14 protein-coding genes are annotated in these 20,717 nt (G+C 43.3%); 8 read left to right on the top strand and 6 right to left on the bottom strand.

Annotation, left to right across the window (positions count from 1 at the left end):
- Window positions 1-210 precede the first annotated feature (210 nt).
- Window positions 211-1,446 carry a tetratricopeptide repeat protein gene (locus FPL27_RS06660; protein WP_143960346.1) on the bottom strand — a complete coding sequence of 412 codons (1,236 nt, stop codon included), beginning with the start codon at window positions 1,444-1,446 and terminating at the stop codon, window positions 211-213.
- Between the two features lie 81 nt (window positions 1,447-1,527).
- Here FPL27_RS06660 and FPL27_RS06655 point away from each other — a divergent pair, with 81 nt between their 5' ends.
- Both FPL27_RS06655 and FPL27_RS06650 read left to right on the top strand, forming a co-directional pair.
- The gene (locus FPL27_RS06655; protein ID WP_143960345.1) at window positions 1,528-2,175 is read left to right on the top strand and encodes a sulfate ABC transporter permease; all 648 of its coding nucleotides are present in this window, start codon (window positions 1,528-1,530) and stop codon (window positions 2,173-2,175) included.
- 90 nt (window positions 2,176-2,265) lie between these two features.
- Window positions 2,266-5,244 carry a glycosyltransferase family 117 protein gene (locus tag FPL27_RS06650; RefSeq protein WP_143960344.1) on the top strand — a complete coding sequence of 993 codons (2,979 nt, stop codon included), beginning with the start codon at window positions 2,266-2,268 and terminating at the stop codon, window positions 5,242-5,244.
- A 39-nt stretch (window positions 5,245-5,283) separates the two neighbouring features.
- On the opposite strand, the gene FPL27_RS06645 is transcribed toward FPL27_RS06650, so the two are convergent.
- Window positions 5,284-6,063 carry a class I SAM-dependent methyltransferase gene (locus FPL27_RS06645; protein WP_143960343.1) on the bottom strand — a complete coding sequence of 260 codons (780 nt, stop codon included), beginning with the start codon at window positions 6,061-6,063 and terminating at the stop codon, window positions 5,284-5,286.
- Window positions 6,064-6,112: 49 nt separating this feature from the next.
- On the opposite strand from FPL27_RS06645, the gene FPL27_RS06640 reads away from it, so the two are divergent.
- Complete coding sequence (locus FPL27_RS06640) at window positions 6,113-7,360, top strand: GWxTD domain-containing protein (RefSeq protein WP_143960342.1); 1,248 nt, start codon at window positions 6,113-6,115, stop codon at window positions 7,358-7,360.
- Entirely contained in the window at window positions 7,333-8,112 is a 780-nt protein-coding gene (rlmB, locus tag FPL27_RS06635) for a 23S rRNA (guanosine(2251)-2'-O)-methyltransferase RlmB (protein ID WP_143960341.1), read from the top strand. The genes FPL27_RS06640 and rlmB overlap by 28 nt, the downstream gene beginning before the upstream one ends.
- A 189-nt stretch (window positions 8,113-8,301) precedes the next feature.
- On the opposite strand, the gene FPL27_RS06630 is transcribed toward rlmB, so the two are convergent.
- Window positions 8,302-9,375 (bottom strand): mannose-1-phosphate guanylyltransferase, encoded by a 1,074-nt coding sequence (locus FPL27_RS06630; RefSeq protein ID WP_143960340.1) that lies wholly within the window; start codon window positions 9,373-9,375, stop codon window positions 8,302-8,304.
- Between the two features lie 9 nt (window positions 9,376-9,384).
- On the bottom strand, window positions 9,385-10,353 hold the full coding sequence (locus tag FPL27_RS06625; protein WP_143960339.1) for a KpsF/GutQ family sugar-phosphate isomerase: 969 nt from the start codon (window positions 10,351-10,353) through the stop codon (window positions 9,385-9,387).
- Between the two features lie 101 nt (window positions 10,354-10,454).
- Here FPL27_RS06625 and recQ point away from each other — a divergent pair, with 101 nt between their 5' ends.
- Genes recQ through FPL27_RS06605 form a run of 4 tightly spaced genes read left to right on the top strand, consistent with a single transcriptional unit; the run spans window position 10,455 to window position 15,871 of the window.
- On the top strand, window positions 10,455-12,632 hold the full coding sequence (gene recQ / locus FPL27_RS06620; protein WP_143960338.1) for a DNA helicase RecQ: 2,178 nt from the start codon (window positions 10,455-10,457) through the stop codon (window positions 12,630-12,632).
- 10 nt (window positions 12,633-12,642) lie between these two features.
- Window positions 12,643-13,935: a phosphoribosylamine--glycine ligase gene (purD, locus tag FPL27_RS06615; protein WP_143960337.1), complete on the top strand. Its 1,293-nt coding sequence runs from the start codon at window positions 12,643-12,645 to the stop codon at window positions 13,933-13,935.
- 48 nt (window positions 13,936-13,983) lie between these two features.
- Window positions 13,984-15,426, top strand: a complete 1,443-nt coding sequence (gene ricT / locus FPL27_RS06610) for a regulatory iron-sulfur-containing complex subunit RicT (protein WP_235893380.1) — start codon at window positions 13,984-13,986, stop codon at window positions 15,424-15,426.
- Window positions 15,419-15,871, top strand: a complete 453-nt coding sequence (locus tag FPL27_RS06605) for a gliding motility lipoprotein GldH (RefSeq protein WP_235893379.1) — start codon at window positions 15,419-15,421, stop codon at window positions 15,869-15,871. The genes ricT and FPL27_RS06605 overlap by 8 nt, the downstream gene beginning before the upstream one ends.
- Here FPL27_RS06605 and FPL27_RS06600 read toward each other — a convergent pair.
- Window positions 15,868-19,839 carry an AAA domain-containing protein gene (locus FPL27_RS06600; RefSeq protein WP_143960336.1) on the bottom strand — a complete coding sequence of 1,324 codons (3,972 nt, stop codon included), beginning with the start codon at window positions 19,837-19,839 and terminating at the stop codon, window positions 15,868-15,870. The genes FPL27_RS06605 and FPL27_RS06600 overlap by 4 nt on opposite strands.
- A gap of 24 nt (window positions 19,840-19,863) precedes the next feature.
- Complete coding sequence (locus FPL27_RS06595; protein WP_143960335.1) at window positions 19,864-20,676, bottom strand: SDR family oxidoreductase; 813 nt, start codon at window positions 20,674-20,676, stop codon at window positions 19,864-19,866.
- Window positions 20,677-20,717 lie beyond the last annotated feature (41 nt).

Genomic DNA, 20,717 nt, shown 5'->3' with positions numbered 1-20,717 from the left:
AATGTATGTATTTGCAAAATTTTATGTTGCACAAATGTACTATATTCTTAAATTATTTTAAAGCAATTCAAAACAAAAAACGGCCATTTAAACAAAATATTGTTAATCCTTATGAAGTTTATCTAAAATATTACAATCAAACCTACCTACTATCTTAGAAAAATTCAAATTATCTCCTGAATTTACAATTTAGGTGATCAAAACTTTTGCTTAAATTTTATTCTTTTTAATAAAATCCCTGGCTTCTTTATGTGCCGGATGCTTCCTTTTGGCATATTTCTTCACATCTTTGAAGTACCTTTTAGCCGAAGCCTTGTCGTTTTCTTTGGTAGCTATCTTCCCCAGGTTCAGCAAACTGTACAGGTAATAGCCGCTCTCCTGGGTCTCTGATTCCTCTCCAAAAGATATAGCCTTTTGGTAATATTCTTTAGCGGTTTTGGTCTGCCCGATCCGCTCGTAATACTGCCCAACGAAAAAAGCTGCATATCTTCCACTATTCGCTTCATAACCGGTCTGTTTCTCATCAATCCTTTTTAGGATTTCCTTACTGGACTCCATGGCATCCAAGCTCCTTCCTACCGAATAAAGCTGCCTGGCATAGAATCTATGAAAATACGGATTGTTGGGATATTTGTTGTGCAAATATTCAGTTATGCTCAAAGCCTCATGGGGTTTCTTCTCCTCTGCAGAATAAAGTCGGAACAGAAAATATTGGGCCTCCACTCGGGCATAAAAAGCATTTTTGGCTACATCTTCCAATTGCTGTAACCCCAGTTGCTTATCACCTTTAGGAAACAAAGCCAAAATAGGCTTGAGTAATGGGTAATTTTCCGGTATCCATACTGAGAAATAATTAAATAAAGCATCTCCCAATAGCAATTCTGGTCCCAGCTCTTCCTCTCCACGGCTAAGTTCCAAGTATTTTAAAGCATTTTTGCCCGAGAAGGTAGCTTTGGTCCAGGATTTTCGCTCACTGTAAAGCCGCCCTTTGAATCCATGGGCACCTGCCAAGAAAAAAGCCGCTTCCTTATTATCAGGGTCATTTTTGATGATTTTTTCTGCCTTATAAATTGAAGAATCCATATAGGCAATAAAGCGTTTATCAAACCGCTCATTCTCCATATCCGGTGCAATCTTCCACCACTGACTCAATCCGATCAGAAAATCCGGTAAGGGGTGATCAGGATAAGTATGCTTCATTACCAGAAAACCTCTTTCAGCTGTAGCAAAATCGAAATTGTACATGCTGTTGACATACTCGGTAATACGAAACTGCAAGCCTCTATCAAGCAAAAGGTAACCAGATGGATTGTCTACCACCTCCTCCACTTGCCCGGAGCCAACGGTGTCCACGGCGGTCGTATCGACTGCTTCCTTCATCTGCGCGTGGACTCTTCCTGTGACCAATCCCAGGCCTATCATCAACAAACACAATATATTTCGCATACGATACTTCATTTTTCCGCAAAATTATACGCATTCACTTTCAAAAGCATACATTTACGGTAATATAATTTTGATAATTCTATGGCCGCTACTCCTACCAATTTATCACAACGCACGGAAGAACTAATTAATTTCGACAAAAGAATCTTTTTTGCCTTTTTGGTGATCACTTTCATCCTGTTGCGCTATCTGACCAATATTCTGATCCTTGAAGCTATCCCTGGAAGCGATGAACTCGCTCAGGACGGTAGTTTCACCTTTTTCCACATCTTTAATACCCTAAATTATCTTTGGACGCCATTTGCCCTATTGTGGAAATTTACGCTGACTGCTTTTCTGTTATGGATAGGCACTTTCCTTTTTGGATTTAAAGTTAAGTACGGGGAAATTTGGAAGTTTGTCTTGGTAGCCGAATTGGTTTTCATCTTTCCGGAATTGATAAGGCTGCTCTACTTTGCGGCGATTCCACCGGAAAATTATTTGGAAATAAGAAACTTTTATCCCTTTTCAATCTTTTCCATTCTCACCACGGATAATATACCTAACAGGTTTCACTATCCGCTTCAAGCTTTGAATTTGTTTGAGGTAATCTATTGGTTTTTGCTTGCTGTAGGCATTCATGCCGTGACGGGAAAAGCTTACCAGACCTGTTTGGCCTTGGTGCTGAGCAGTTATGGTGTGGGCCTTTTGCTATGGCTGGGGTATTACGCCACTGTCTTTAAAGGATAAAGTATAAGCCATTTGGTTTAAAATCTGTTAAACCACCCATTTTTCATCTATAATTTTTTATTTTCGCCATTTGTATATAAGATTTTAAACATGTTGAATTATAACAAGGTCAATAACCTCACTGGCTGGATCGTTTTTTTCTTTGCCACATTAGTCTACGTACTGACAGTTGAAGACACGGCGAGTTTTTGGGATCCAGGAGAATTTATCGCGGTAGCTTACAAACTACAGGTTCCCCACCCTCCAGGAGCCCCCTTCTTTTTGCTTATCTACCGGATGTTTGGTTTTCTCTCCTTCGGCAATGAGCTGCAAGTTGCCTATTGGATGAATATAGGAAGTGCCCTGTTTTCAGGGTTTACCATTTTGTTCCTCTTTTGGTCCATCACTTTGTTTGGCAGAAAACTGTTCAAAATCGAGATGGGCAAAGAAAGCAAAGGCCACACCATTGCCCTCATGGGTGCTGGGATCATCGGTTCACTTGCTTATACTTTCTCCGACAGTTTCTGGTTTTCAGCCGTTGAGGCCGAGGTTTACGCCATGTCCTCCTTCTTTACAGCCATAGTGATTTGGGCTTTTCTCAAGTGGGATGTAATCACCGACCCAAGAGAAGAAAACCGCTGGATGATCTTCATCGCCTACTTGGTCGGTCTTTCCATAGGGGTCCATTTGCTCAACTTGGTGACTTTGCCCGCTCTGGCTCTTATTTATTACTTCAAAAAATATCAAAACCCCAACCTCAAGGGTGCATTTATAGCACTGGTACTAGGTGGAGTTGCGTTGATCATAATCAACAACATTATCATTCCAGGACTGCCCAGCTTTGCGGGCTCCATGGAGATTTTCTTTGTCAATAGCATGGGCTTGCCGTTTGGCTCCGGTATCATCGTATTCAGCACTTTATTTATCGGAGCTTTGGTATGGGCGATGCTATACTCTATCAGAGAACAAAAAATCCTGCTCAACACTATTTTATTGTGCCTGACCTTCATCCTGATCGGGTACGGTTCCTACGCCATGATCGTTATCCGTGCCAATTCCGACACGGTGATCAATGAAAACAACCCGAAAGACGTGTTGAGCTTTGTGAGTTACCTTAAAAGGGAGCAATATGGCGACAGGCCTTTATTGCACGGCCGCTATTTCACCGCTGAAATAATTGATCAAGAAGAGGGTGCCCCTGTGTATGTTAAAGGGGAAACCAAATACGAGGTGGTGGACTACCAGATCAACAGCACCTATGATCCGGAACACACCACAATCCTACCGAGGATCTACTCCACACAGGACAGACACAAACAAATATACCGAGCAAAACTTGGTTTGCGAGAAGGCGAGAAACCTTCCTTCTCAGATAATATCTACTTCATGTTTTCCCACCAATTGGGACACATGTACTGGAGATACTTTATGTGGAACTTCTCCGGAAGGGAAAGCGATTTTTCTGACGCCCCTTGGTTGGGGATCTGGGATGCATTTGATGACTCTTACCCTGATTACATAAAAGAAAACAAAGCGCATAACAATTATCTGATGCTGCCATTTATCCTCGGCATCATAGGTTTGATTTTTCAGGCCAAAAAGGATCCAAAATCCTTCTATGTCACTTTGATGCTCTTTCTAATGATGGGTGTAGTACTGGTACTCTACCTCAATTCACCTCCTGTGGAACCGCGGGAGAGAGATTATATCTATGTGGGTTCATTTTATGCCTTTGCCATCTGGATTGGTATGGGTGTTATGGCACTTACACATTGGATTGCCAAATTAAACAAGAACTTTGCAGTGGCTGCCATTATCGCTACTATGGTAACATTCCCGGTTCCTGCCATCATGGGTATCCAAAACTGGAATGACCACGACAGAAGTGATCGTTATTTCTCAGTCGATTCAGCTAGAAACTTTCTGGCATCCTGTGAGCCTAACGCTATTCTGTTTACCGGCGGAGACAATGACACCTTCCCACTATGGTATGTGCAGGAGGTAGAAGGATTCCGTACCGATGTTAGAGTAATTGTGTTAAGTTATTTTGATACGGATTGGTATGTCGATCAGATGAGAAGGCAGGTTTATGACTCACCTCCTATCGAGTTTACTCTAGATCCTCGCAACTACCGTAAGGGAACCAATGATGTGCTTTATGTGAGCGAAAGACCAGGACTGGATGCAATTTCTGCAAGAGAGTATTTGAAATTGCTGAAAAATGAAAGTGATCTATTGAAGCTTAGATCAAGTTTTAAAGGCACCTTGTTTTCCGTTCCTTCAAGGAACCTGATCATGGATGTCAATAAAGAACAAGTCTTGAACAAGGGCGTCATTCCTGAGCACATGGAAGACCTGATGGTAGACCAGCTTAACTTGCGCGTGAAAGGTAACTATGTGACCAAAGGCGGAATGATGCTGATGGACATGATCGTGACCAACAACTGGGAGCGACCTATATATTTCAATAACACCTCTTTGGCTTCTATAGGATTTGACCTTAGCGATCATGTGGTAATGGAAGGATTGACCTACAGGTTACTTCCTGTCAAAAAGCCAGAATATGTAGAAGAGTTGGTGGATACTGACAAAGCCTATGACAATGTCATGAATGAATTTGCCTTCCGAGGCATGAATAATCCTGACAATTATTTTGATGATGAATTCAGAAGATTCACTTCCAACCATAGAAGTGCGCTGAACAGCATTACCATAGCTTTGCTTGAGGAAAATCAGACTGAAAAAGCCAGGGACATCCAAATGAAGAGCTTAGAGGCATTCCCTCATGAAGCCATTCCATATGATCTGGCTAGTGGGCAGGCAGTGCCGTTGTTATTCGAATTGGGCGAGGATGACTGGGCTATGGATATCATTGAAAAGATTTCCCAACGATCTGTTCAAATGCTACAGTTCTATACCGAACGCGACAGGCCAATTGACAGAGAGGCAATGATTGCTGGAGAAATGTTAAAGTATTTCGTGCCGCTATTGAAAGAAAGAGGCTATGATGAAATGGCCACCCAACTACAAAATGACATGGATCGCATTTTCGGACCAGCTTCCGGAGGATCCCAGTTAAACAGAAGGTAAAAAACGCTCCGCTTCGATTTTGAAGCGGAGCGTTTTTTTTTATGGTTTCTTATGAAGGAAATAAAATAGATCGAGTGCTTGTTCGGGATTATCAACTTCAAGGTAATCCTTGTATGTGATTCCCTCCACAGCATCCCCCTGTTGCTTATGCAGCTTCTTGCGGTTAAACCTGTTGAGTACCTCGTATGGTTTTCTCAACCAAGAGGCTGGCAATCTGTGTTGAAGGTCGAAAACATCAAATCTGGTGATTTTTTTCACTGATTCACGGTTTGCCTCATGGTATTCCCACACCTTATCGTTCCCGCCTATGCCCTTTGCTTCCACATGGTCAAAAATCCCATCACAAAGATCGGTAAGTTGGTTGGGCGTATATTCTCTTTCGTGCCATGGATTACGAGTCAGAGAATGGCGAACATTTGGGGTCGAAATGATAGCATATCCACCCGGCTTTAGCACTCTGTAGATTTCCTTGAGGAAAAGCATATCATCCTTGATGTGCTCAATTACTTGAAAGCTAACCACAAAATCATATTTGTTGCTTTCCACAGTTTCAAACGGTGGAATGTTCATCATCTCAAACTTACCTTTTGGGTATTTGCCTTTAAGTTTTTCGATGATTTCCTCATTTTTATCAATAGCATGAAAGCTTTTTACCTGATCAATAAGTGCGTCCACCCCCCTTCCTTCTCCACATCCAACTTCCAATAAATCGCCTTTTACGTGAGGGATGGCTGCCATATATGCTTTCAACAGGCGTTGGTGAATGGGATTGTCACTTACCAACTTATCTGAAGTAATTTCCGTTGTATAGGTAGCCATAGAAAATTTTATTAATTTCAACAAAAATACGGTTAATTTTTCATAACATATGAAGTTTCAAAAATTGCAAAAATCAATCCAAACCCTTTTACTTTTATTGGTATTCTGGTCTGTTCCACAATTTGCTTTTGCTCAGGCCACACTTCAAAACCTCAATCAGTCGCTCCGGTATTCTCGGTACTCCCGCATAGATTTGAAAATTATCCCTATCAAAAAGCAAGAAAACAGCTTTCTGATACAGATGCCGATCGAAAAAATTGAGGACAACGTTGAATTTGAAGACTACCTTTTTTCCTACGCCATTCTCAACAGTTTTACTGAAGAGATCACTGATGAAAAAATAGTACCTCTGACTAGGGAGAAACTGCGATACGATACCGACAGACATTTTTATTTTGAAGAGACTGTTGAGGTGCCTGCGGGCCAAAATGAGGCTTATGTGATCCTTTGGGCAAAAGACACCAGACAGGGGGATGAGTACATTTACCATGCAGATCTACACAGTCCCTATATTTTTGAAACTCCATCATTGGGAGCCTATTTCAGCAACAACATCCCTTTTGACCAGTCATTCCTTACCAGAGGGCAGTCTCTGTTATTCAAATCTAACCAGGGTATTAATCTTTTTAGTTTTTATTATCCACAGGAATTCAATGTGCCGGTACCTCCAATGGAAACCAAGCCAGCTCCAGTACAAAAGGAAGTGGACGTGATCGAAGAGCAGCCTTTTCTACAGAATGTCCCAAAGAGCTTTGACCAAACTGGCTACTATTTTATACAGTCCGACACCACTGCACCAGCGGGTGTCTTGATTAAAACTGTGGCGGAAACTTTCCCAAAAGTGGCCGACTGGGATGAAATGACACAAATGGTGGTGTATATTTCAACTAGAAGGGAGCATGAAAAACTATTAGAAGCTGAGGACAAGAAAAAAGCATTAGATGAATACTGGATCAACATGACTAAGAGTGAGGAAATCTCCAAGAACCTTATTAGAGAGTATTTCCGCCAGGTGGAATTTGCCAACATTCTCTTTACAGACTTTCGCGAAGGCTGGAAAACCGACCGCGGCATGGTCTACGTCGTGATGGGGCCGCCTGATGAGGTGTACTTCAATGTGGACCGTGAAGTATGGGTTTACGGAGGAGTGGACTCAAATTCAAAAATAAACTTTACCTTTGCGCGGGTCAAAAATGTGTTGACCCCTAATTATTACCAACTGAACCGTACGAGGGCCTATCAGCCGGAATGGTTTAAACGAATCACCCTATGGAGAAGCGGAAAGATAGCTTTCTAATAAATAAAGGCGAACACGAGAAGGATTTCATTTTCGGCACCAGAGCCGTCATTGAGGCCATCAACGCCCTAAAGGATATAGACAAAATCCTTGTCAACAAAGAACAGAACAACGACCTGACCAAGGAATTGCTTGCCTTGGCTAAAGCAGAAAAAATACCGGTAGTAAGGGTTCCAGAAGCCAAACTAAACCGCATTACGCGCAAAAACCACCAAGGTGTAGTGGCCCATGTATCAGCAATTGAATATGCCTCGCTGGATAATGTAATCGAAACTTGTTTTTCACAGGGCGTTTCCCCTTTGATTCTGGTTTTGGATAGAATTACAGATGTGAGAAATTTTGGGGCCATCGCACGGACCGCCGAGTGCGCCGGAGTACATGCCATCGTGATCCCTGAAAAAGGCAGCGCCCAGATCAATTCTGATGCGGTGAAAACCTCAGCAGGAGCTTTGAACTTCTTGCCTATTTGCCGTGTAAAAAATCTTTATTACACCGTGAAGGACCTTAAGAAGATGGGACTTACCGTGATCAGCTGTACAGAAAAAACCGAAAGGGATATGTATGCTGCTGACTACACCGGCCCTACCTGCCTGATCATGGGCTCGGAAGAAGATGGAATCAGCAACGAGCTTATGGGCATCAGCGATGAGTTTGTAGGAATCCCGATGACCGGCAACATTGAAAGTTTGAACGTCTCAGTAGCCTCAGGCGTCCTGATCTACGAAGCCGTCAGACAGCGAAAAGCTAAGTAATAGCGAAAAATTAGAAAAAACCGCAGAGGCGTAGAGAACCCAAAGAATTTTCTCTGATACTCTGCGCCTCTGCGGTTTCATTATTTCTCTCGACTCTTTGCTTCCCCTTATTTCTTCGCAGTTATTAATTATTTGAGCCAGATTTTTGGTCTGATACCTCTGAGCCTTAGCGGTTAAATCTTCAAATATTTAAACATACTCTTCGCCTTTGTTTTTGGCATCACTAACGAACTCTCGGAATTTCTTCTCTGCATCCAATTTGCAAATCAACAATACATTGTCAGATTCAGTGATCAAATAATTATCCAATCCCTGTACTACCACAAGTTTATCGTTATTTACTTTCACAAAGCTGTTGCTTGTATCATAAAGCAAGGCATTTCCTTCCACCACGTTGTTTTGGTTGTCATGAGGCTGCAACTCGTGAAGGCTCATCCAAGAACCTAGATCCGACCAACCAAAGTCACCCAAAACCACAAATACATTCTCTGATTTTTCCATCACCCCATAATCAATGGAGATGTTTTTCACCAAGCTGTATGCCCGTCTGATGAATTCAGGTTCCTTTTCAGTATAGAAGAAGTTTTCACCTTCCTCAAACACCTCAGCAAGCTCAGGCATATACTTTTCAAAGGCTTTAAGAATGCTCTCGTTTTTCCAAACAAACATTCCTGAATTCCACACAAAGTCACCGCTTTCCACAAATGTCTTCGCCAGGTTAAGGTTTGGTTTTTCGGTAAAGGTTTTTACTTTTTTGGCCACCCCGTTAGTTTCAGTCATGAATTGAATGTATCCGTAGCCAGTTTCAGGACGGTTAGGTGTGATACCAATCGTGACTAGACGTTCATTTTCGTCAGCAGCATCCAGTGCATCCTGTACCCTTACTTTGAATTTCTCATCTTTGAGTATAAGGTGGTCTGCAGGAGTCACCACCACTCTAGCTTCGGGGTCAAGTTTTTTGATCTTATAGCTGGCAAAAGCAATACAGGCCGCGGTGTTTCTCCTCATAGGTTCGGTAAGGATATGATCCTCCGGCATCTCGGGCAGCTGTTCCTTTACTAGGTCAAAATAGTTCTCGTTGGTCACCACAAAAAAACGATCCGGATCGGAGATTTGCACGAACCTGTCGAAGGTCATCTGCAAAAGAGTTCGGCCCGTACCCAGAATATCTAAAAATTGCTTAGGATGGTTATTTCTGCTATATGGCCAAAACCTGGAGCCAATACCTCCAGCCATAATCACTACATAGGGTTTCTGATTCATAGTTTTACATTAAACAATTCCTTCTTTCATTAAATCATGAATATGGATAAATCCTGCGATATTTCCATTATCCAATGCCACTAATTGAGTTATATTATATTCTTTCATTCTGTTCAATGCCCGAATGGCGTATTCCTGAATGTCGATTGCCTTAGGGTTGACCGTCATGATGTCTTCGGCCTTTACTTTGGTGATGTCGCTGTGGTTTTGAAGCATCCTCCTGAGGTCTCCATCGGTGATGATACCGAGCAACTGACCGTTTTCACCTGTGACGGCTGTAGCTCCAAGTCGCTTACTGCTGATCTCCACGATGATTTCCGGCAGTGCTGCGTCATGGCTCACCACGGGAATAGTGTTTTTAGGCACCACGTCGGCCACAGTAAGATAGAGTTGCTTGCCAAGGGCTCCTCCCGGATGGTATTTGGCAAAATCCTCGCTGGTAAACCCTTTAGCTTCCAACAGACATACCGCAAGCGCATCCCCCAGTGCCATATGGGCAGTGGTGCTAGTGGTAGGCGCAAGATTATTGGGGCAGGCCTCTTCTTTTATTGTCGCATCCAAAACAAAATCCGCATGTTCGGCCAAGTAACTCTGCGTATTGCTGACTAAAGCTATCAATTTCGATCCAAGCCTCTTCAATAATGGTACCAACACCTTTATCTCGGGTGTATTTCCACTCTTGGAAATACAAATTACAAAATCTTCCCGTTGAATCATACCCAAATCTCCATGGATTGCATCCGCGGCATGCATAAAAAGGGAGGGCGTACCGGTGGAGTTGAGCGTGGCCACGATCTTCTGAGCCACAATGGCACTTTTACCTATGCCTGTGATCACCACCCGGCCGTTGGAGGCAAGGATAGCTTCCACGCAGGCCTCAAAGTCACCGTTGATGTTTTCTGCTATATTTTGTAAAGCTTCGGCCTCCGATAGGAGCACCTTGATTGCGCTGTTTCTAATATTTTTTATTAACTTCAATTTTACCGCGGTTAATTGTTAAATTTGTCACAAAGGTAAAAAAAGAATCCTTTAAAGTTTAATGAGGGGTGGACCACACATCATTAAAAAAAGAAAGAGGCGTGGATAAAACAGTAAAAGAAAATCTAAAGAAAATCTTTGGTTTTAACCAATTTAGAGGTAACCAAGAGGGGATAGTAGATAATATATTGGCAGGTAACAACACATTTGTGATCATGCCTACAGGGGCGGGCAAATCACTGTGTTACCAGTTGCCAGCAATGATCAAAGAGGGGACGGCTATTGTTATTTCACCTTTGATTGCTTTGATGAAAAATCAGGTGGACCAACTCAACGCGTTTGGGATTGACGCCTATTTTCTCAATTCTACCCTAAGTAAATCCGAAATCAACAAAGTCAAGAAGGAAACCCTTGCTGGTAGGGCCAAGCTGCTTTATGTAGCACCTGAGTCCCTGACCAAGGAAGAGAATGTTAATTTCCTTAAGCAAGCCACTCTTAGTTTTGTGGCCATTGATGAGGCTCACTGTATCTCCGAGTGGGGGCATGACTTCCGTCCTGAGTACCGAAAGATCAAAAGCATCATCGCTCAAATTGGCGACAACCTTCCCGTAATTGCGCTTACGGCCACTGCGACACCAAAAGTACAGCAAGACATACAGAAAAACCTTCAGATGGAGGAAGCTGACCTTTTCAAGTCATCATTTAACCGCACCAACCTCTTCTATGAGGTCATGCCAAAAGTGAAGAATGAGACCAAAAAGCAGCTCATCAAATATGTCAAATCCCACAAAAACAAATCAGGCATAATCTATTGTCTGAGCCGTAAGAAGGTAGAGGAAATCGCTGAACTGCTTAAGGTAAATGGTATCAACGCCGCTCCTTATCATGCCGGACTGGATTCCAACCTAAGGATAAAAACCCAAGATGACTTCTTGAATGAAGAAATGGACGTGATCGTGGCGACCATTGCTTTTGGAATGGGTATTGACAAGCCTGATGTTAGGTATGTTGTGCATTATGATGTACCTAAATCCCTTGAGGGCTACTACCAAGAAACTGGGCGTGCAGGAAGGGATGGACTGGAAGGACATTGCATGATGTTCTACAAGTATGATGACATCATCAAGCTGGAAAAATTCAACAAGGATAAGCCTGTCAACGAGCGGGAAAATGCCAAAGTGCTCCTGCAAGAAATGGCCGCATATGCCGAAAGCAGCGTTTGTCGAAGAAAAGTGTTACTTCATTATTTCGGAGAAAGGTTTGAGAAGGATTGCGGCTTCTGTGACAATTGCAAGAAGCCCAAAGAAACTTTTGAGGCCATGGACTCTGTGCTGCAGGTCATTGAAGCGGTTAAAGAAACCAAACAGCGGTTTAGTCTGGAACATGTGGTAAATGTACTTCGAGGCGAAGCCAACGAGTACATGGAAAGTTACAATCATGACCAATTGGCCGTGTATGGCAAAGGCCGAGACCATGATGAAAAGCACTGGAAAACTGTGATCCGTCAGTCAATGATCCTTGGCTTACTGGAGAAAGACATAGAGAATTATGGAGTGATCAAGCTTTCCGAGAAAAGCGAAGAGTTTGCCCAAAGCCCCTACTCTCTAATTTTCAGTAAGGACCATGATTTTGACCAAATTGCGGAGGACAACCTAGCCGAAGAGCTAAACAACTCCAACAAGGCATATGATGAAAAGCTGTTTGAGTTACTCAAAGCCGAAAGGAAAAAAGTAGCCAAGGGCAAAAACCTTCCTCCATACGTAATCTTTCAAGATCCGAGCTTGGAGGAAATGGCCACCCTCTACCCTACCACAAGGGAGGAGTTGGCGCAAATCAACGGTGTTGGCATGGGCAAGGTGACCAAGTTTGGTGCACCATTCCTGAAGCTAATCAACACCTACGTAGAGGAAAACGAGATCATTACTGCCTCAGACGTGGTAGTGAAATCATCCGGAACCAGGTCTAAGGTAAAAATCTCCATCATACAACAGATCGACAGAAAAATCGATTTGGACGAGATTGCCTCAAACCTGAATATAAGCTTGAGCGAATTGCTGCAGGAGATCGAACAGATCATTTACAGTGGCACCAAACTCAACATAAATTATTATATTCAAAACATCATGGATGATGAACGCGAGGACGTCCTTCATGAATACTTCATGTCTGCAGAGACTGACAAGATTAAAGACGCACTAGCAGAGCTAGAGGATGAGGATTTTGGTGAGGAAGAGATAAGAGTCTATAGAATCAAGTTCATCTCTGAACATGCCAACTAACCCAAAAAAAATGAATATCTTATTATTAGGCAGCGGAGGCCGCGAACATGCCTTCGCTTGGAAAATAGCCAATAGCAATAAATGTGAGAAGCTTTATGTAGCTCCTGGAAACGCTGGTACTGACCAAATCGCAGAAAATGTAAACCTTAACGTCAATGATTTTGATGCCATCCGGGATTTTGTGCTTCAGAATGACATCACCATGGTGGTCGTGGGTCCTGAAGAACCATTGGTTAGAGGAATTGTAGATTATTTCTCCCAAGATACAAGCCTTAAATCCATACCTGTAATCGGTCCTGACCAGAAAGGCGCAACATTAGAAGGAAGCAAAGATTTCTCCAAGCAGTTCATGTCTCGACACGGCATCCCTACCGCCGCTCATGATACTTTCACGGCAGACACTGTCGAGAAAGGAATTGAATTCATTAAGAAACAAAAACTTCCAATCGTGCTTAAGGCTGATGGCTTAGCCGCTGGAAAGGGCGTACTTATTTGTCAAAGCTATGAAGAAGCTGAGGCAGAATTTAAGGACATGCTTCTCAACCAGAAATTCGGAGAAGCTTCTAGCAAGGTCGTAGTGGAAGAATTTCTTATAGGTATCGAGCTTTCGGTTTTTGTGGTAACGGACGGAGAAAACTACAAAATCCTGCCGGCCGCTAAAGACTATAAGCGCATCGGAGAAGGTGATTCCGGTCTGAACACAGGCGGAATGGGAGCAGTGAGCCCAGTTCCTTTTGCCAATGACAGCTTTATATCCAAAGTAGAACATAATATCGTACAACCCACCATCCAGGGACTTCATGATGAAGGAGTCAAATATAAAGGCTTTCTATTCATCGGTCTTATGAATGTAGACGGAGAACCCAAGGTCATTGAATACAATGTCAGGATGGGAGACCCAGAAACCCAGGCGGTTTTACCTAGGATCAAAAGTGACTTCTTGGATATGCTCTATGCAGTCGGCACCAAATCACTTTCCAGCTACGACCTTCAAATAGATAATACGGCCACAACTACAATCGTTATGGTCGCCGGAGGCTATCCCGAAGGATACCAAAAAGGCAATGAAATCACCGGACTGCCCAACCAGCAGTCTGAACAAGCAATGGTGTTCCATGCGGGCACCAAAGCCGAAAACGGCAAAGTTCTAACCAGCGGAGGCAGAGTATTGGGTATCACAGGCAGAGGACATAGCATAGAGGAAGCCCTGAAAAATGCCTATTCGCAGGTAGAAGCCATATCTTGGAAAGATGTCTATTATAGAAAAGACATCGGTCAGGATATCCTTAATTACGGTAAGTAATTACCCATTTAACGAGGAGAACGTTCTCCCTTAACATATAGATAGAAAATGGCAGGATGCAGTAGCTGCTCCACCGGCACCGGTACTTCCGGGGGTTGCCAAAACAACGGCACTTGCGGTACGAGCGATTGTAATAAAATGAACTCCTTCGACTGGCTGTCCCATATGGGCATCCCGGAGGTAGATAAATTCGATATAGTAGAGATAAAGTTTAAGGGCGGAAGAAAGGAATATTACCGAAACGTCGACCATCAGAGCTTTACCACCGGGGACCCCGTAGTCGTGGATGTGCCAAATGGCCACCATATCGGCTATGTGTCCCTACAAGGCGAACTGGTAAGATTGCAAATGCAGAAAAGAAAGGTCAAGAATGACGATAACATTCTGCGAATCTACCGTGTAGCCAACCAGAAGGACCTTGACAAATGGGAAGAAGCCCGAAACCGGGAAATTCCCACCCTTTACCGCGCAAAGCAAATCATCGATGAGATAAACCTCAAAATGAAGCTTTCCGATGTAGAGTATCAGGCTGATAACTCAAAGGCCACCTTTTATTACTCAGCTGATGACCGAGTGGATTTCCGAGAGCTAATCAAAATATTGGCTTCGGAGTTCAAAATCCGAGTTGAAATGCGCCAGATCAGTCTTCGGCAAGAAGCCGGTAGAATCGGTGGTATTGGGGTTTGCGGTCGCGAACTCTGCTGTTCAACCTGGATACATGACTTCAAAAGCGTAAGCACCTCTGCTGCCCGATACCAGAATCTTTCACTCAACCCATCAAAATTGAGTGGTCAGTGTGGGCGCCTGAAATGCTGCCTCAACTATGAACTGGAGACCTATATGACAGCTCTGAAGGATATTCCTAATGTGGAAAAACCTCTTCAGACTGAGGCAGGCACGGCAAAGCTTCAAAAAACAGACATCTTCCGTCGCCTAATGTGGTTTAGCTACAATAACGACAACAACTGGTTTTCTGTGGACTGTGACCGTGTAGCAGAAATTATAGCTTTAAACAAAGAAGGAAAAAAACCATTCAACCTTCAGCACGATACGGCATTTGAGGGTGAGGAGGATAATTCCAAAAACAACAGTGACCTTGAGGCACTGGACAAGAAGTTCAGCACAACGACTAAAAAGAAGAAAAAGAAAAAGAAAAAGCCGAGACCTCAAGGAGCTCCGGAGCAAGGCAACCAACCTGCCGCTCAGACGCAAAGAAAACCTGCCCCAAAAGGTGACGGAAAACCTCCAAGGGACAAGCAACAGTCTAGACCATCCAAAAAACCAAGAAATCCACAGCAGACGGATGCTGGTCCAAAGAATCAGGAATCTAAAAAGCCTCAGCAGAAAAAGCCCAACAGACCTCAAAGGCAAGGAATGGACAACAAGGCACTTGGCGGCAATTCAGACAAGCCTAGGGAAAACAAGAAAAAGAAGTTTCCTCCTAGAAATAAAGGAAAAAACAACAACAAAGGCGATAACACCAATGAGTAGAATATTTCCGGCTCTGGCCCTGATGATGGGCCTGAGCTTTTTTAGTGCTTGCGACCAAAATCGAGTTTTTGAAGAATTTCAGGGTATGCCCTCGATAAGATGGACTATAGAAGATACCGTTTCCTTTGACACAAATTTTGAGATGGAAGGAAATACAGCTTTTGTAGCGATTCGTTATAATACCGATTATGATTATCACAATCTTTATGTGAGGTATTTCCTGAATGACTCCGTTTCACAAAACGTTGAGGAAAAATTGGTTAATTTACAGCTGTTTGATCCCAAAACTGGCAAACCTTTAGGTGACGGGTTTGGAAGTACCTATACTTTGTACGACACCCTACCCCTTGAGCATCCAGGTCAGTCTATTTCTTTTGTTCAATACATGAGACAAAAGGAATTGAAAGGAATTGAAGCTGTGGGCTTTAAAATCACCCGAAATTAGATCTTTGAATTTCCCTCGAGAAGGCTGACGATCAAACCTTTGTTTTGTAACCAATACTGCCGGCTGAACACAAAATGGACAGGCCAATTTTTGGCCTTTAACCACTCAGGGTGATAGACAAAAGCTGATTTCACGCTTTTAGCGCCATACAAGCGCTGGTCGTCGGTAAGCACAGCTCCTTCAAACTTCGCCGCTTTCTTAATGGCTAAATCATAAACGAGTGACAGATTAAGCCGCTTGACCTCAAACTCTCCCAACTCCACTGCCAGAAGCTCAGTGAGTAACCAGTCAGCTTGAAAACCGAATACTGGTCTAGGAGTGATTTCCATTTTTCTTCCTTGGACTACCTGCTCTACATAGCTTAGGTATCCGCGAAGCCTTTTCACCCCATCGTGAGTTAAGTGTTTGGTTTTAAAATCGGAAGCCAACATACTACAGACCACCGTCACCCGCCTACGGGCACGGGTTATAGCTACGTTGAGCCTGTTTTCTCCTCCTGCTTTTGATAGCAAACCAAAATTAGCAGTAAACTTTCCTGCTTTGTTTTTGGCATAGCCAATGCTAAAAATCACATGGTCAAACTCATCCCCTTGCACGTTTTCTATATTTTTGACCTTCACATCACCTTTCGCCACTTTTGAATGTTTACTCAAAAGGTCCGTGATAAGGTCCATTTGGAAAAAGTTGAAGGTGATCACACCTATGCTTTCCCCAGGATAGGCATGCTGACATTTTAGGACTTGCTCCACTACCTCTTCAGCCTCTACCGGGTTAGTCTGCTTAGTCCAGATACCATCCACGTGTACGTGATCAAAGGCCTGAAACTCATCATTGAGCAGTAGCCTATCGGGCAACATTTCCAGCCTATCTTCATAAAAGTGTTGGTTTGAATATTGAATCAAGGATAAGGACTGGGACCGATAATGGCTGTTAAGATAATATTTGGAGAAATAATTTGAGGTCAAGTCAAGCAGAGAATCGGTCTCTACTTCGACCCCTTCCTCCTCCACGTCCAACCTCACTCTGTATAGGTCATATGGTTGAAGTTGTTGACTGTCCCCAGCAATGACCACTTGTTTTCCACGCAACATTGCAGGAAGGCCTTTTTCGGAATAGCATTGGGAGGATTCATCAAACACGACAAGGTCAAAATCCTGCTGCATAGGAAAAAGTGCAGATACGGTCTCTGGAGATGCTAGCCAACAAGGTATCAGTCTGAATATTTCATCCTTAAAGTTTCCTAGTAGCTTTTTCATCGGCCAAACCTTCTTCTTTTTCCGCACTTGATGGGTAAGATCCCTATAGGTGACCATGTTGCCCAATCGGTTGAACTCGAGTTCCTGAAAAGTTTGTTCACGAAGCTTGAGTTCGGCATTAAAGCGAGCCATTTCCTGTTTCTCCTTTACCGATGTGGTAAGCTCTTGGATGATATGCTCAAACTTTGCCGAGGTAATTTCCCTCAGCACCGGATATTTGGTTTCAATATGGTCAATCCAGCTTTCACGCAGACCAGACAGGAACCTCCACTTGATTTCATCAAAAGATAGCTCTGAGTACTGCTGAGCTAATTTATTCATGATTTCCAAATCAACCTTCCTTACTTTTCTACGCAGCTTATCCAGCATCACTAGCTCGGTATACTCCTCATCCAGATTCTTTTTAAAATTTTCAATTCCTTCATTTTTGATGGTGGTGAGCAAGTGCCTGATTTGCACTGTGCTCAGGTATCGTTCCCATTGGTTGAGCTTGTGCTCAATCAAATGTGTAATGCCCAAAAGTTCCTCCAAGGTCAGGTGAAAAAACTCAAAGTCAAACTTGGAGTTGGAAAGAAAAGGACCAAGTTTACCTACTTCCTCCACCACAAGTCGGGCTTCTATAATAGGTACCAATCCACCTACTCGCTCATTAAACTCCGTTTCCCCAAATGGTTTTGGAGGCATCTCAATCCATCCCTTTTCATCAAAAAGGGCATACTGATGGTTCAAGTTTAATCTGTTTTCCAGCCTTCTTACCAACTTTTTGAGTCCATCCTTACTGTCTGGCAATTTGTTGGCCTGTAGAAACTCCTTCACCTGTCCGTAGGCCTTTCGGTCAAACATTAGGGCAGCTTTTCCCATCCATGAACTCTTGGCCTCCAAAATCTGGATGGCTTTCCCCAGACTCTTTTCAATCTCCTCATCCGGCAAGGTCCACTCGATCTCTTCTTTAAGCAGTTTTTGAAAAGTACTTATTTTCCCCTTAAACCATAACAGGTCAAATTCCCCTGCCGGAAAAGGCAGCAGATTTAAGAATAGCTGATAGTTATGTTCATTGATGATGAGTTTTTGAAGTTTGATTAACTGGGGCTTTTGGGCATAGCATTCATAGATGAACAAATGACTGAAACTTTGTCCCATCAGTTCTGAAAGTGTTGCTTCTGCAGTAGCCTTGAGGTCGAGGATTTCATTCACCGTTTCCCGCAGCCTGGGCAACGCACCTTGGCCAAATTTGGAAAAATCCAGCCTGTGCAGCCAAAAAGAATCTCTTTCTAGGTATTTGGGATAAAACTTTAGAAAGATTTTCAAATCCCTAAAAAAATCATCCAGCCGGTCCCAAGGGTAATCCTTGTAATATTGAGTAAGGTCAAAACCCTTTTCAGCAGCATTACCAGTGACATAAAGCTGTTTGATAGGAATTCCACACTCCTCAGTATTGTAGAGTGCGGCTTTAAAATCCTCTAAATACTCCAGATTGGTGCTGACCTGCCTGGCAGACTTAATAAAGTTTCTCTCCAACTGAATGGCATCAAGCCCTCTATTTAGCTCCTTGTAATGATCCAAAGCTTCAATCTGGTCGGAAACCTTTTTATACAAATCTTTTCTATCCGCTCTAAAATCATGGACCAATCCGAGAAAATTTCCAAATCCCAAGGGCTTCAATCTGTCATACACTACATCCAAGGCAGCCCGCTTCTGGGAAACCACCAGCACCTTTTTCCCTCGAGCGATATAGTCGGCCACCAGGTTGCTGATCAATTGACTCTTTCCCGTGCCTGGAGGGCCTTCGACCACACAGGACTCCCCTGCCCTTACAGCCTTGAAAACCTCCTCTTGGGAAGCATCTAGAGGAAAGACGTTGAGCATGTTATCTTCCCTCACCTCGGTCAGGTGGTCGGGGTCTACGGCAAACCTCTCAGCAAACAGCTCCTCGAGGCTTTCCGGCCCCTCCATTTCCATAAGCTCTTCAAAATCCCGTACCAGATGAGAGCCCTTTTGACTAAACTGCCCCAAAACTGCATAGGAATGTAACTTCAAAAGTCCCGTCTTGTATTTTTCTTGATCCTCAGACCTGCTGCTTTCAGGAAAATCCTGAAGGCTCTTCTCAAACATTTCCTGGTTGAAATTCAGATTTAAATTTTCCTTGAGAAAATTGTAGAGGGCAGTCAAAAATTCCGTAGCATCTTTAGGCAAATCTTCCAAGCTTTCTGAAAGGTCCCTATTCACTTTAGCTTGTGTAGCGTGGGAATAGGCAAGCAAAAAGTTATGGTTGAGCATCAGAGATTCCTCCTCCCTTCTTTCCAGACACCATTCCCCATCTTTTTGGACCAAATCTACAGGAAAAAACAACAGAGGGCATTTTATGGGCTGTTCGTTGATGAGCTTCCCTTCGACGAAGGGCCATCCAACATAAAGGTTTTTCTCCCCAGTTTCCTCCTCAGCGAGTTTCACAGATTGTTGTAGTCGGTTCAGGTGGCGGGAAAGCTTATTGGAAGTCCGGTCCCTCATGTGGAGCACCTTGATTAGTGGGATACTTTTCTTTCCTGCAATCAATGCCTCCACATAGCTGAAAGCATCCTTTGAGCGGAGGAAATGGAAGCTTTTCAGGTCCACCATCTGGTTGCCAATCAACTTGGGCAAATAAATCGCCTTATTTTTGGCCGAAAGATCAATTAACCGGTTGAGGTAAACCTGAAATATTTCCTTGAGCATAGAGGTGAGTTTATATAACTAGGACTATTTGAACGGAGAGTCCTTCTCCTTAGCCATGTGATTGTACACAATTTTGTCCATCATTCCTGGCATCCACTTGTTGAGAAAAGAGGCAAGTTTACCCTGACGGGTGAGAATGAGGTCTCTTTTGCGCTTCATGGTTGCCTGCAAAATCTCGGTGGCTACTTCGGTAGCAGTCATCATGTTGTCCTCGTCCCGCGGGGACTCACCTTGAGTACTTCCATCGGAGGTAAGGGCATTATTTCGGATGTTAGAAGCGGTGAAGCCAGGGCATGCCACCAGCACGTGTACACCACGCTTCATCACCTCGGTTCGAAGGGATTCAAAGAATCCGTTCATGGCAAATTTGCTCGCCGTATAAGCAGTTCGAGCGGGAGTGCCCCTAAAACCGTTAACCGAAGAAACACCGATGATGGAACCTTGGTTTTTCAAAATCTCCGGTAGGCAATATTTGGTGGCATAAACCGTACCCCAGAAGTTTGTATCCATGACTTTTCTGAAAACATCCAACTCAAGATCTTCAAACAAAGCACGCATAGAAATGCCCGCACTATTGATCAAAACATCTATTCGACCATATTGGGCAATGGCAAATTCTGCCATCTTTTTGTTATCCTCCTCACTACCTGCATCAGCTATGATACCCGCACAGTCTATCCCATAATTTTGAAGTTTTATCAGTGTGTTATCCAACTTTACTTGGTTTCTGCCGGTGATAATCACCTTGGCACCTTCCAATCCAAAAACCCTGGCGCAGGCCTCCCCTATGCCGGAAGTCGCACCTGTGATGACGACTGTCTTATCTTTTAAGTTCATGTGATTTTATACGGTTTGACCTTAAAGATATAAAATTTAGC

It is taken from the genome of Litoribacter populi (assembly GCF_007483685.1).
GTDB lineage: Bacteria > Bacteroidota > Bacteroidia > Cytophagales > Cyclobacteriaceae > Litoribacter > Litoribacter populi.
Note: the sequence above shows the minus strand (reverse complement) of the source record. Positions and strands in the feature narration are given on the sequence as shown.